The organism is Dysgonomonas mossii, from assembly GCF_004569505.1.
Classification (GTDB): Bacteria; Bacteroidota; Bacteroidia; order Bacteroidales; family Dysgonomonadaceae; genus Dysgonomonas.
In genome coordinates this window covers 510,067-523,479 of sequence record NZ_SPPK01000002.1, presented here as the reverse complement: position 1 = coordinate 523,479, position 13,413 = coordinate 510,067, and the positions used below count along the sequence as shown (strand labels likewise).

General features: G+C 37.5%; 12 protein-coding genes. 4 read left to right on the top strand and 8 right to left on the bottom strand.

From position 1 onward, the window contains the following. Positions 1–123: 123 nt before the first annotated feature. The 6 genes from E4T88_RS18275 to E4T88_RS07560 form a co-directional block, all read right to left on the bottom strand. Complete coding sequence (locus E4T88_RS18275; RefSeq protein WP_135104857.1) at positions 124–1,524, bottom strand: DUF3329 domain-containing protein; 1,401 nt, start codon at positions 1,522–1,524, stop codon at positions 124–126. A gap of 9 nt (positions 1,525–1,533) precedes the next feature. Beyond that, positions 1,534–2,847, bottom strand: a complete 1,314-nt coding sequence (gene der / locus E4T88_RS07580; protein WP_135104856.1) for a ribosome biogenesis GTPase Der — start codon at positions 2,845–2,847, stop codon at positions 1,534–1,536. 111 nt (positions 2,848–2,958) lie between these two features. Next, a complete protein-coding gene (locus E4T88_RS07575; protein WP_135104855.1) occupies positions 2,959–3,507 on the bottom strand; it encodes a hypothetical protein in 549 nt (182 codons plus the stop codon). Positions 3,508–3,532: 25 nt separating this feature from the next. Next, a complete protein-coding gene (locus tag E4T88_RS07570; RefSeq protein ID WP_135104854.1) occupies positions 3,533–4,111 on the bottom strand; it encodes a hypothetical protein in 579 nt (192 codons plus the stop codon). A gap of 33 nt (positions 4,112–4,144) precedes the next feature. Next, entirely contained in the window at positions 4,145–6,013 is a 1,869-nt protein-coding gene (locus E4T88_RS07565; protein WP_135104853.1) for an alpha-L-fucosidase, read from the bottom strand. 90 nt (positions 6,014–6,103) lie between these two features. After that, the gene (locus tag E4T88_RS07560) at positions 6,104–6,625 is read right to left on the bottom strand and encodes a hypothetical protein (protein WP_135104852.1); all 522 of its coding nucleotides are present in this window, start codon (positions 6,623–6,625) and stop codon (positions 6,104–6,106) included. 147 nt (positions 6,626–6,772) lie between these two features. Here E4T88_RS07560 and E4T88_RS07555 point away from each other — a divergent pair, with 147 nt between their 5' ends. Genes E4T88_RS07555 through E4T88_RS07540 form a run of 4 tightly spaced genes read left to right on the top strand, consistent with a single transcriptional unit; the run spans position 6,773 to position 10,486 of the window. Beyond that, positions 6,773–7,192, top strand: a complete 420-nt coding sequence (locus tag E4T88_RS07555; protein ID WP_135104851.1) for a hypothetical protein — start codon at positions 6,773–6,775, stop codon at positions 7,190–7,192. A gap of 8 nt (positions 7,193–7,200) precedes the next feature. After that, positions 7,201–8,106: an FAD:protein FMN transferase gene (locus E4T88_RS07550; protein ID WP_135104850.1), complete on the top strand. Its 906-nt coding sequence runs from the start codon at positions 7,201–7,203 to the stop codon at positions 8,104–8,106. 27 nt (positions 8,107–8,133) lie between these two features. Beyond that, on the top strand, positions 8,134–9,426 hold the full coding sequence (rsxC, locus tag E4T88_RS07545; RefSeq protein WP_135104849.1) for an electron transport complex subunit RsxC: 1,293 nt from the start codon (positions 8,134–8,136) through the stop codon (positions 9,424–9,426). Continuing rightward, positions 9,413–10,486 carry an RnfABCDGE type electron transport complex subunit D gene (locus E4T88_RS07540; RefSeq protein WP_135104848.1) on the top strand — a complete coding sequence of 358 codons (1,074 nt, stop codon included), beginning with the start codon at positions 9,413–9,415 and terminating at the stop codon, positions 10,484–10,486. The genes rsxC and E4T88_RS07540 overlap by 14 nt, the downstream gene beginning before the upstream one ends. A 73-nt stretch (positions 10,487–10,559) precedes the next feature. Here the strand turns inward: E4T88_RS07540 and E4T88_RS07535 are convergent, their stop codons facing one another. After that, a complete protein-coding gene (locus tag E4T88_RS07535) occupies positions 10,560–11,951 on the bottom strand; it encodes an NADH-quinone oxidoreductase subunit N (protein ID WP_135104847.1) in 1,392 nt (463 codons plus the stop codon). 17 nt (positions 11,952–11,968) lie between these two features. Further along, the gene (locus tag E4T88_RS07530; RefSeq protein ID WP_135104846.1) at positions 11,969–13,402 is read right to left on the bottom strand and encodes a complex I subunit 4 family protein; all 1,434 of its coding nucleotides are present in this window, start codon (positions 13,400–13,402) and stop codon (positions 11,969–11,971) included. Positions 13,403–13,413 lie beyond the last annotated feature (11 nt).

Below are 13,413 nucleotides of genomic sequence, written 5' to 3'. Positions count from 1 at the left end.
TATTAGATTTTAAGGTTAACAATAAAGATTGGTTGTCGTGATGACAACCTTTTCTTTTTTATATAACCTCTAATACAATAAACGATTAAATAATATCAACGATAGGTATTCGACCTTCTCTTCTCAATCTGCTTTTACGACTCTTACCGACCTTACACTATAGTAGAAAGCGTATTTATTGTTCAGCCATTGATCAGGATTTGTGCTCAGGTCTTCGTAGTGAAATTTGCTATGAACAGCAACTTTGTCCGTAAACACAATATCTTGTATTCCATTAGCCACCTGCTCCTTCAAGGATGCTTCCCGAGCCTGATAGACATCCGATATTAACTTCATTGATGGGTATTTTCTATAATAATCTATACCATATAGACTAACCAATGCTATTATCGCTATCAAATTCGCATATTGGAACAACTTGTGTCTTATTTCTATATTCGCATATAGGATACCAATGGCGATAACTATAAAAACAATCTGCCCGAACATAACCCAAGCAGGGAAAACAGGTGATACAATCATTATAAAGAAAGAAAGCTGACCTGCAACAAAGAATAGTACTGCTGCAAACAAAACCTTTTTATATTGATCTTTCTCCATATTTTTTCGGCTCTTGAAAAAGAGAAATAAAAAAAATAAAAAGAGCAGCGAAACAGGAAGCATATAGGGCAAATATCGAATAGACATCATATCCGGTAAGTTTGACCAGAGAGTTTCAAATATTGATAATCCCTGCTCTCTCACATTTTGCTTAGCAACGAGTGCCGCACGAACATAATTTCCGGGTGCGAGAATCATCAGAGCAAAGCCAAAGCATAATCCAATCAAACCTGTGACTGCCCATTTAGGAAGTTTCAAGTTTTTCTTATAATAGATACAAAAAATAAATATCAATAATATAGCAACTGAGGCGGTAGACTCATTTGTCCATCCGGCTATGATTCCTGCGAAAAAAAATAATACAGTTTTATAAAGTTTATCATCCGTATGCTCATCAAAAAAGTAAGACACATAGGGATATATAAATAGTATAATGAGCAAGGTTCCCCACAGATAGTTAGCACTTCCTGTAATCCAAAACACATCGGAGGTAAACCGGGGAACAAGAAACCAGACAGATGTACTAATCAGTATCAGCAAAAAGGCGTTGGTTGACTTACCCTTATTGCAAATAAAGTACATTGAACAGATCAGCATTACATAAGCTAATGTATTTAATATATCATTGAGGGGTGTACCTATCCACAGAAGAAATTGGGCTATGAAGTGAACAACCGACCGTCCACCCCAATTGAAATAATGGGCATACTGAGATTCGAGTATATCTTTAAAGCTGGCTATCTTTTCATTGCTGGAAGGAAAACCATAATCGACCAGTACCTCTCTGAATGAATAGGCCCAATCGTCGGCATGGAGAGGGAATAAGTAGTTAAAGTAGTAAATAGTAGCACCAATACAAAAAAGTACAACTACAAAGAGAAATCTTTGTAGTTGCAAGTTTTTTGTATTTAGTTTATCTATCATACATAAATATTATTTCTCTCTGATAATGATATTGATCGGAGTACCCGACAAATCCCAATTATCACGAATACGATTTTCGAGAAAACGTTTGTATGGATCTTTTATCCATTGAGGAAGGTTACAAAAGAACACAAACGTAGGAACATGTGTATTAGGCAACTGGGTAATATACTTTATCTTGATATATTTTCCTTTATTCGCAGGAGGCGGAGTGCGCTCTATAATAGGGAGTAATATCTCATTCAGCTTATGTGTTGGAATCTTAGTTTTTCTACGACCATAAACTTCTTTAGCTGTTTCTAACACTTTCAGAATACGTTGTTTGGTCATAGCCGAAGCAAAAATGATCGGGAAATCAGTGAAAGGTGCCAATCGTTCCCGAATTGCATTTTCGAAAGTCTTTATGACAACCAGTTCCTTATTCTCTACCAAATCCCATTTGTTTACACAAACTACAAGCCCTTTACGGTTTTTCTGAATAAGAGAAAATATATTCATATCCTGACTCTCTATCCCTTGCGTAGCATCAAGCATCAGAACACAAACGTCTGAATTTTCAATCGCTTTTATGGAACGAATCACCGAGTAGTATTCCAAATCTTCGGTAACCTTTCCTTTCTTACGGATACCCGCAGTATCTACAAGATAAAAGTCCAGATTAAACTTATCGAACCGTGTATAGATCGAATCACGTGTTGTGCCGGCTATATTGGTTACAATATTACGTTCCTCATCCATCAAGGCATTTACCAAAGATGACTTCCCTGCATTAGGTCGCCCAACAATGGCAATACGTGGTATATCTTCGAGATGTTCCTCTTCTCCCTTTTTTGTAAACTTAGTTATTATCACATCCAAAAGATCTCCTGTACCCGAACCGTTGATCGCCGAAATATTAATAGGATCACCTAAGCCGAGAGCATAGAATTCTGCCGACTGAGCGTGCAAATTAAAGTTATCTGCTTTATTGGAGACAAGAAGGATTGGTTTCTTTGAGCGGCGAAGCATGTTTGCAACGCTCGAATCCAAATCTGTAAGTCCGTTCATTACATCTACCATAAACAGAATTACATCAGCTTCTTCTATAGCAATGGCTACTTGCTTATTTATTTCATTTTCAAAAACATCCTCAGAATTCACAACCCATCCGCCTGTATCCACAAGCGAAAAATCCTGACCACCCCACTCTACTTTTCCGTATTGGCGGTCACGGGTCGTACCCGAAGTTTCATCGACTATAGCCTGGCGACTTTCTGTCAATCGATTAAACAGGGTTGACTTACCCACGTTGGGGCGTCCAACTATAGCTACTAAATTTCCCATATTTGTATATTGTACTCTAAATTTTGTGCAAAGGTACGTATTTTTATTGAAAACACTTTCAACGAAAAAGGCTTGCGTATGCAAGCCTTTCATATTTTTATAACTTATATCCTATTGAAAGTGTGATACTCGTGTAATCCACATAATCGTATCGCCTACAGGCAGGCTCGTTTTGTGGGCACTTTTAAGAGCATCATCTAAAGTGAATTTTTCTGTCGGTATGCCCTCAAATAGTGAAATATTCTTATCTGTACTCTTATATCCTACATAATGCTGTCTTATCCTCAGATTTTTTTTACTACCACTTCCATAGTATTGCTCTATGCCTCCTGTAGTAATATACAACAAAGTATCGTTCTGGAAGCGATACTGGCTGCGTTCTTTGACTATATCTCCTTGATTTACATAAACAAAATCATCATCGAACAATATATATGTATCAGTAGGGTATTGTTCATAGAGACGAGTAAAGACGGTTGCGGGATCAAATCTCTTTGTTAGAACTGTATCCGGACCCGATACAGTACCTTTATAGATATTAAAATCTGTAATAGACGAGCTAATGTATCTTATATTATCCGTCTTATTTTCGTTGCTGCATGCTATCAACAAAATTGCAGATAAGACAAAAAGTATATATCGTTTTTTAGAAAAAATCATCTTACGGTCAAATTAGATTTAGGAATCATTTGAACTGATAAATTGCATTACACCATACAAGAGTATCTTTCGGGTCAGTCATCTCGCTCAGTGAAGAAAGCCCTCTCATTTCGAGCGTTTTCTCCAAGCTTACAGCCTGATTAAACGAACGTATAGTATCATTACCTCTTTCGTTACGATAACGCACCAAAGCTTTAATCCTATATAAGTTATCAGCATTACCAAGGGCCACAAATACTTTATGCCAAGTCTTGTTTATCGTATCAAGTTTATTTATAAATAGAGAATCTTTTTCGTAAGCATAGCTGGATACTATTTTTTTTTGTCCTAAAGAATCAACATAGGTCAATTTATCATTGTCAAATTGAATCCTTATATTATCATATAAATCATATTTATACGAACCTTCAAAGAAATAATTTGCCAACTCAGTTCTTCTCAATTCATTAAATTGCACTTGCTTTCCACCTGTAGCCGAACCCGCATACACGGCGAGGCTAGACAAGTCTACATTTGTTACCTGTAGTACACCATCCACTTCCTCTTCACTCGAACAGCTAACAAAAAACAGTGCGCAAAATATTATATATAATATACTTCTCATTATCCGGCTTGTTTTTCTAAAACGTAAAGATAATCAAAACAGTTTTATTCCTGCCACAAAATAGTTATCTCCTGAGTCGACAGTCTCTATCGGTTCTAATTTTATATAGCGGGCTTTTTCTGATTTCGTTGCAAACAAAGTAACATCTTGTTTCACGGGGTTATTGGCTATATTGTTGAAAATAGCATTCTTCTTAACTTGTGCCCAATTCTTGCCATCTAAACTGATATAAAAATTATATCTGAGAATATTTGATGATTGTACTTTATTGAAAGGAATATAAGTAAAACCTTTAATTAACACAGCTTCACCCAAGTCGATTACCAATGGAGTCTTTTTCTTTACTTCGAGGAAAGTATTATCATCAGTATCTGTAATTTCTGACAGATCAGCAACAGGCGATAGTAATTTCCATTTAGATGTAGAAAGGCTCTTATTATTTTCTTTATTTACTGCTTCTGTCGCCGAGAATGATTCGGGAGCATTATACAAACTTACTTTGCTGATTAGCGGACAAGCAAGAGCAGTAAAGCTTATTTTCAGTTTTTGAGTAGAGATCGCAGGGAAGCGTAAAATACGTTTGTAGCCTATTGTTGTAGCATCCGTCAAGTCTTTCCAAACTCCGTTATCCCAATATTTTACACTAAACGATGCCACTCTTTGCCCCAATGGGATATATTCTTGTAATGCCAAACGGTTAAATGTCTTCGCTTGTTTCAAATCAATTTCAATAGACGGATTTAATTCACTATCGTCTGTAGCCCAATACGTGTTATAGTTATCGTCAAGCAGGTTTGCAACAGAATATTGGGCAGCGTTGTCTCTCACATTACTTGCTTTTATTTCAGCGCCTTCAATCAAATCTTTACTAAATGATTCCTCTCTTGCTTTACGAAACTCCATCAAACGAATAGAGTCATTCGCATTAATACGCCCTGTGCGATCGGGAGGAACATTCAACAACAAGTTAGAATTACGTCCGACTGAAGTATAATATATATCCATCAATTTATCTACCGACTTTACCTTATCGTCTGTAGACGGACTATAAAACCATCCCGGACGGATAGAAACATCCGTTTCGGCAGGAACCCATGCTTCACCACCTTGTACGCCTGTATTTAAAATATCTACAGACGGTGCTCCGTGTCCCGGTTCATAGCCCTTAATATTAAGTGTAGACCAGTTAGTCTTACCTGCAACACCTTGCTCATTACCCATCCAGCGACAGCCGGGGCCTACATCACTGAATATTACAGCTTGAGGTTGATTTCTATATACTGTATTGTGAAATAAGTTCCAATCATAGACTTGTTTTTTGCCGTCTTTTCCTTCTCCGTTTGCACCATCAAACCATTGCTCAAACACTTCTCCGTATCCTGATAGCACTTCGTTCAATGTATTTGCAAAAACCTGATTATATTCAGGAGTTCCATAAGCAGGATGATTTTGATCCCAAGGAGACAAATAAACTCCAAACTTTAAACCATATTCGCGGCAAGCTTCAGAAAGCTCTTTCAACAAGTCTCCTTTTCCATCTTTCCAAAGGCTTTCTCTTACTGTATGCGTACTATATTTACTTGGCCACAAACAAAAACCATCGTGGTGCTTTGCCGTGATAATGATACCTTTCATACCTGCAGCCTTCGCTGTAGCTGCCCATTGACGACAGTCCACATGGGTAGGATTAAATACCTTCGGGTCTTCTTTTCCATTCCCCCATTCTACATCGGTAAAAGTATTAGGGCCAAAATGGGTGAACATATAGTATTCCATTTGTTGCCAGTTGACCTGATCTTGCGTTGGTATCGCTCCATAAGCCTTTAGTGGCTGATTCTGGGAATTAGCAGTTTGATATAAAAATAAAAAAAGGAAAAAGGTTAAACTCAATTTGAATTTCATGTTATCTCAGTTTATTAGAACTATAAAATAAGTTTGGTAATTCTTTTGCTTGAACGAAACAAAAGAACAAAATATTATAAACAGGTTAATTTATCTGCCAAGCGCTTCTAAATTTGCAGCCCGCAATTGTTTAGGGAAAGTACAACTTTCGTCTATTATATAAACCCATTTGGGATTTTTTATTATTTTATTCGAATTTGAACTGCCGAATGTACGATCACCATCTTCTACAGGATCAAAATATTCGGAAAAGTCCACTTGTTCGTTTTCTTTAGACGAAATAATAAATATACGATTCGTCATAATGAAATAACCATAAGTCTTTTCTCCCGGCTCATACATTTTGTTCCATTCATTATCGAGAGCTGTAATATCCAGTTTCAACACGCCTTTATCTTTCGAAAATAAAATTTTGGTTACCGGCCAAAGATATCCGTTTTTCCTGCGAAAAATAAAGTTGCTGATATCGGAAGCTAAATGTCCTATCTTTTCATTCTTCAACGAGTAACATGATAAAGTCAGTTTATTTACGTCACCGTCAGAATGTGAAATAGCAAATATCTCGGATAAAAAACAGATACAGAAAATTGTTAAGATTGCAGCTTTTTTCATAACAGTACTAATATTTCAGCGTCACAAAAATACACTATTTTTTCTCTTTTCTGTGCTTAATATTATAAATGCTATAAATAGTTAATCTTTTTTATCAGATCAGACTAATAATTTATTTTTGTATAAAGTTATAAAATAGTTAAAGGCATGAATAATATTGTTCAGATATTGAAAAAAACCGGCCTTTTTTTATTTGGAGTTCTATTAGTAATTTGGGGCTATAAAGTAAATGCCGCTAATACTGAAGAAAAAGCCAAAGAGGAAAAAGAAAAGAATACAAAAGAAGTTGAACAGCCCATCGTCTTACCCCCTGCTGACGAACCCAAAACCGAAGAGCAGCGGGTAAAAGAAGAGGTAAAGAGTTTAACTGCTCCGGCTAAAATATCAACTGAAAAGAAAAAAGCAGAAGATGTGAAGCCCAAAGCTTCTACCACACCCCAGACAAAAAAATCAGCAACAGCTGTAGAGAGTAAAAAGGAAAATCAGACGGAAGAAAAAAAGGTAGAGGAAGTCAAGCAAACCGTTATAGAAAAAGCAACACCCGAAGAGTCGTCAGGAACAGAGTAAACCTGTAAATGGAATTATTATACAAAGCCCAGACCCGATTCTTATTCCATTCGCATATAAAAATCAAGCTATCTGCTTTTTACGAAGAAAGCATATTTGATGAATTATTTGCGATTCTCGAACATGTGGATAAGAAATATAATTCGTATCAAGCAGGTTCTTATTTCGACATAATAAATAAGAACAGCGGCAGCTTTGTTGATGTTGATGAGGAAACTGTAAATATATTAAATCAGGCTATTACAATCTCAGATTTCTTTAATGGGACTTATGACATTACAGTCATGCCACTTATTAGGCTGTGGGGATTCTATAAAGATGAGCAACGGCAAATACCCTCAATCAAAGAAATAAAAGATGTAAAAAAGCTGATTGATTATAGGCACATAGAGATAAACGGAAAAAAAGTCAAGATAAAAAAAGGACAGGAAATCATTACTGGTTCGTTCATAAAAGCCTATGCTGTAGACCGTCTGACTGAAAGAATGCTTGAATTGGGTATAAATGATGCGATAATCAATGCCGGAGGCAGTACGATAATGGCAATAAATAACGAATCGCACCCACGATGGCAAGTCATGGTGAGGCATCCCCAAACGGAAGAAGTTTTATTCAAGTTAAACATTGCAAATCAGGCATATTCCACATCATCTCAGTCCAAAACTTTTGTAAGTATAGATGACAAAGAATATGGACATATACTAAATCCTATTACGGGTTTTCCGTCGGCAAACAAGCAGGTGGGAATTATCAGCGACAATTGTATGATAGGTGATATGATCTCTACGGCACTGTTTAACGAATCGGCGGAAGGATTCTTAAAAAAGATTGATCTACTATCGGAACATTACAACATAAAAGGTTTTATGCTCGATAGTGATAATAATATTATATACACTCAAGATTTCAGATAGTTATTTCAAATTAAAATAACAAAAGCTATGATAATGCACATACTTTCGATGAAAGGGAAAACCAAGAAGAAGAGTATTCAGGCTATTGAAGACGCTCCATTTCTATACATTCCCCTCGCAGAATATTTAGGCTGTGCTCCTACTCCTGTTGTCAATGTTGGCGATAAAATCAAGAAATATCAATTGATAGGAGAAGTAAAGGATAAGTTTGCGACCAAAGTACATGCGCCGGTATCGGGCGTGATTTTGGAAACAAAAGACTATCCTTTTGCAGATGGCTCTTCTGTAAAAACCATCGTTATCCAGAACGACTATAAGGACGAAGAAGTAAACGACATTTCGCACAAAGACTACAACCAATGTAGCCCCGAAGAGTTGATAGAGCGAATTAAGGATGCAGGTATAGTAGGACAAGGTGGCGCTCAATTTCCGACAGCTATAAAATATAGCGTAGGGGAACATAAGATCCATACCTTTATTGTAAACGGTGCAGAGTGCGAACCTTATCTTACGTCAGATTATTCACTGATGGCAGAACGTACCGAAGAGCTATTTAAAGGAATTGATATCATAAAAAAGATACTTAATGCCGACAATGTTATCATTGGTATAGAGCATCAGAATAGAGAACTTTTAAAAGTATTTGCTCCATATCTGCAACAAGAAGAACATAAAGGCTACAATGCAATATTATTGCCCGATCAGTACCCTCAAGGTGGCGAGCTGCAATTAATAAAGTCTGCCATAGGCATTGAACTACCAAGATCGAAGCGACCAGCCGAAGCGGGAATTATAGTGAGTAATATCGGTACTATCTACTCTGTTTATCAGGCGGTAGTAAATCACAAACCAGTTATCAGCCGAATAATAACAATCTCAGGTGAGCGATCTATTAATTATGGCAATTACGAAGTGAAAATAGGAACACCGATACGACATATCACAAAATCGCTAGGGATAGAAACTTCGAGTAATACCATCGTACAGGGAGGCCCGATGATGGGGAAGGCAATACAAGACCTGTCGATACCTGTAACCAAAGGAGCATCGGGAATACTATTCCTAAAGAAAGAAGAAATAAAACGGAGTAATTGTATCTCGTGCGGTTATTGCGTCGACGTATGCCCTATGCGGCTGATGCCAATGAAGTTTGAAGAAAACTATAGAAAGAAGAAATACTTCAATCTTGAGAAATACAGTATCAGCAGTTGCATCGAATGCGCAGCTTGCGAATACATCTGCCCAAGTAATGTGCCGCTTATAGAAAGCATAAAAGAAGGAAAAGTAAAACTTAAAGAACTAGCAAATGCAATCAGATAAAACAATATTTGCACCCTTTGTCAGAAAAAGTGACAGTACCAGCCGTGTAATGGCTGATGTTATTTTAGCATTGCTTCCATGTATAGCCATGTCGTATCTGGCATTCGGGTTTGTACCTGTCATGGTAATCTTGGTGGCAGTAGGAAGTGCGTTATTAACAGAATTTTTATTCTCCATTATCTTTTCCAAAAACACGGAATCTCTTTCTGACGGGTCAGCCATTATTTCGGGAATTCTGCTTGCATTCACAATAGCACCTTTCACTCCTCTCTATGTTGTTGCATTCGGAGGAAGCATGGCCGTTCTGTTCGGGAAATTACTCTGGGGTGGCTTAGGACGTAATATATTCAATCCTGCGCTGATCGGACGAGAGTTTATGACTGTATTCTTTCCCGCTGTAATGGCTTCACGCACTATTTGGTACGACAAGACAGCAGTGAATATAAATGAGCTCAATATATTCAACGACAGTTTTATAAACCAATTATTTTATAAAGCATCGGGAGCAATAGGCGAATATTCGATATTCTTTTTGGTGCTAGGTGGTTTGTTCTTGTTGATTAGGCAAAGAATCTCATGGCACATCCCATTTGCCTTATTAGCGGCTTTCACAACATTACTGCTAACCTTATCTAACCTGACCGAATATACAATACAATTTTCTTTGGGAGGCTTATTACTCGGCACTATATTTATGGCAACAGACATGCCCACAAGTGCAACCACCAACTATGGAAAGTTATATTATGGAGCGATGATAGGTTTAACAGCAATACTCTGCATCATCAATGATGTGAAGTATGAATACATGTCTTACTCGATACTATTGTTGAATGCCTTCGTTGTACCTATCAATTGGGTATTCCGTCCGAATGTATGGGGACAAAAATTAGATATTCTTACCCGTTTGTGGCAAGGTCTATCACTTACGGCATGTATACTAATGGCTACATTCGCTGTTATCTATCTGCATCATGCAGAATTGATAATGTATCTTGTATTTATTTATATTGCTTATTGCATCATAAGGTTCATAGCGAAAGGAATAAAAGCGGAATAACCGAGAAAAATATCAATACAAAAAAGAGCAGACCATCAGATCTGCTCTTTTCTATTTTTTATATCCTATCTAATTATAAGTTCAGACCCATAATTACAGAAGGGAAAATTCCAAGTAATAGATTCAAAGATATAGCGATTACAGCTACAGCTTTATATTCGAAAGGAACTCGTAGAGGCTCTTCTGTCTCGCTTTCTTTGGTGATCATTATATTTGCTACTCCCAGATAATAGAACACGGCTATAATCGAATTTATAATACCGAATATAACAAGAACTAAGTGGCCTGATTGTAACATCTGATCAAACACAAAGAACTTAGCAAAGAAACCTGCAAAAACAGGAATTCCACTTAATGACAACAATGCGCAAATAAATATTGCAGTCAACACCGGCTGACGTTTCACCAAACCAAAGAAGTTTGTCATATCCTCGTTGTCTTTTCCTCGGCAAACACCAAGTATTACAGCGAATGCAGCAATACCCGCCAAGCTATATGCTGCGGCATAATACAATACTGTATTTGCAGATGTGCCAATTGCAAGTAAGGTCATCATCATAAAACCGGCGTGTGATATCCCCGAATAGGCCATCATACGCTTTATGTTTTTCTGCTTCATTGCTGTTACGTTTCCTACTGTCATTGTCAATATAGACAAGACGATCAATACGATCTGATATACAGGCGTTACTGCAACAGACAATATTGTTACTACCTTAAACAATGCCCCTATTGCAGCCACCTTTACCAAGGTACTCATCAGAGCGGTAGAAAGTGTAGGTGAGCCTTCGTATACATCAGGTGCCCAAAAGTGGAACGGTACGATAGATGCTTTAAACATCAAACCGACAGTCAACATCACAAAACCTAGACTAAACCAGATAGGTAAAGATCCTGCCTGAGCAGTAGATGCAATAGCAACTGTAGCTATATCGAACGAACCAAATGCACCATATATGAGAGCAATACCGAACAGAATAAAGCTGGACGCAAATGCACCCATAATGAAATACTTCATACCGGCTTCGTTACTTCGCAAGTTCTTCGGATCGCTGGCTGCCAAAATATAAGCGGCAATAGACAATACCTCGAGTCCCACGAAAAACATAATGAAGTTTCCGAAAGAGACCATAGCCACAGCTCCGGCCACTAGAAAAACCTTCAGTGCTACATAGTCGGCAATCTTATCTATTCTGTCTTGATAAAACTTAGGACTCATCGCAAGAATCAGTACAGCAAGAATAATAAACAGGATAGAGAATCCTTGCGAAAACCCTGTTGATACCAACATATTGTACTTATCCGTACCAAGGAAAGATTGTCCTAAGTAAAACTCGGTAACAGTCAACCCCAATACAGCAATCAGTCCGATAAGTGTAACTGGTATAAGGATTTTTCTCAAATTGAATATCTCTAATAAAAGGCAGATTATACCTAATGCTGAGATGGCTATCAATGTACTCATTATATATCTGGCTATTTTTATCTGTTAATATACATTACTATCTCTGTCAGGCTTGTAGATACCAAGTCTGTAACCGGCTTCACATACACCCCGAAAAATATAAGTACTCCTATTATTAAGGCGAAAACTACCGTTTCGGTCTTCGACAAATCCCTGAACGGATTCACAGACGGTTCTCCTAACATTACCTGCTGATACATTCTCAACATAAAGAGAGCACCAAGAAACAATGCAGTTCCTATTGTAAGGGCGTACCAAAGATTTACCTGATACAATCCGAACATTATTGTAAACTCTCCGATAAAGTTAAATGTAAGCGGTATACCGATAGAAGAAAGGATGCTTATAAAAAACGCCACCGAAAACTTTGGAGCATGTTCTTTAATACCCCCCATCTTACTTATAGTCAATGTATGCATACGTGTTTGGATTACATCTGCGGAATAGAACATACCCACAATACCAAAACCATGAGCCAGGATAAGTATCACAGCTCCTTCGAGACCATCGTATGTCAAGGCATAAGAGCCCGCCGCAATAAATCCTACGTGAGACAATGATGCATACGCTAAAAATCTTTTTAAGTCATCCTGACGCAGCGCCATAATAGCTCCGTATACAACTCCAATAATACAAAGGATCACGATTATTGTTCTGAACTCGTTTGATGCGTAAGGAGTTACGGGCAACTGCCAACGAATAACGCTATATGCTCCCATCTTAGACATAATACCTGCAAGTAACATAGTACCTATTGCCGGTGCTTTCTGATACACATTTGCCTGCCAAGTATGGAAAGGGAAAATCGGTATCTTAATAGCATAAGCAAGGAAGAATGCCAAAAATATCCAGATTTGTTCTGTTTGGCTCAGACTTGCATTATAGAATGCTTCGAGCTGAAAGCTTCCCGTTTTTGTATACATGTATATAATGGCAGCAAGCATAAACAATGATCCGGCAAATGTAAAGAGGAAGAATGTCATCGCAGCCTTACGTCTTTTGACGATTTCGCCGTTACCCCACAATACGATTATAAAATAGATTGGGATAAGAGACATTTCCCAAAACACATAATACAAAAGAGCGTTGCTGCTTAAGAATGCACCTACCATAGCAAAAACCATAAACATGACTAAGCTATACAGCATCTTTTCATTCTTAAATTCGCGCGATTGCGTACCCAGTATAATTATAGGCAGCAGTATCGTAGTCATTAATATCATTGCCATCGACAAGCCGTCGGCCTTTAACGAAAACGAGATATTAGGCTTACTAATCCAATCTATGCTGAAATTTGCTCCTGCTGCTCCGTATTTAAGACATAATGCTACCGAAAAAATAGCTGCGGCAACACCGAACAACATAGCTACTTTAGAGGCAAATCTATTTCCTGATAAATAAGTAAGAATTGCACCTACCAATAATATGATTAATATAATAGTGATATTCATGTTTCTTTTTA

Excerpts from the sequence above, each read along its gene's own strand:
- E4T88_RS18275 (WP_135104857.1), bottom strand. The coding sequence starts at position 1,524 with ATGATAGATAAACTAAATACAAAAAACTTGCAACTACAAAGATTTCTC.
- der (WP_135104856.1), bottom strand. The coding sequence starts at position 2,847 with ATGGGAAATTTAGTAGCTATAGTTGGACGCCCCAACGTGGGTAAGTCA.
- E4T88_RS07575 (WP_135104855.1), bottom strand. The coding sequence starts at position 3,507 with ATGATTTTTTCTAAAAAACGATATATACTTTTTGTCTTATCTGCAATT.
- E4T88_RS07570 (WP_135104854.1), bottom strand. The coding sequence starts at position 4,111 with ATGAGAAGTATATTATATATAATATTTTGCGCACTGTTTTTTGTTAGC.
- E4T88_RS07565 (WP_135104853.1), bottom strand. The coding sequence starts at position 6,013 with ATGAAATTCAAATTGAGTTTAACCTTTTTCCTTTTTTTATTTTTATAT.
- E4T88_RS07560 (WP_135104852.1), bottom strand. The coding sequence starts at position 6,625 with ATGAAAAAAGCTGCAATCTTAACAATTTTCTGTATCTGTTTTTTATCC.
- E4T88_RS07555 (WP_135104851.1), top strand. The coding sequence starts at position 6,773 with ATGAATAATATTGTTCAGATATTGAAAAAAACCGGCCTTTTTTTATTT.
- E4T88_RS07550 (WP_135104850.1), top strand. The coding sequence starts at position 7,201 with ATGGAATTATTATACAAAGCCCAGACCCGATTCTTATTCCATTCGCAT.
- rsxC (WP_135104849.1), top strand. The coding sequence starts at position 8,134 with ATGATAATGCACATACTTTCGATGAAAGGGAAAACCAAGAAGAAGAGT.
- E4T88_RS07540 (WP_135104848.1), top strand. The coding sequence starts at position 9,413 with ATGCAATCAGATAAAACAATATTTGCACCCTTTGTCAGAAAAAGTGAC.
- E4T88_RS07535 (WP_135104847.1), bottom strand. The coding sequence starts at position 11,951 with ATGAGTACATTGATAGCCATCTCAGCATTAGGTATAATCTGCCTTTTA.
- E4T88_RS07530 (WP_135104846.1), bottom strand. The coding sequence starts at position 13,402 with ATGAATATCACTATTATATTAATCATATTATTGGTAGGTGCAATTCTT.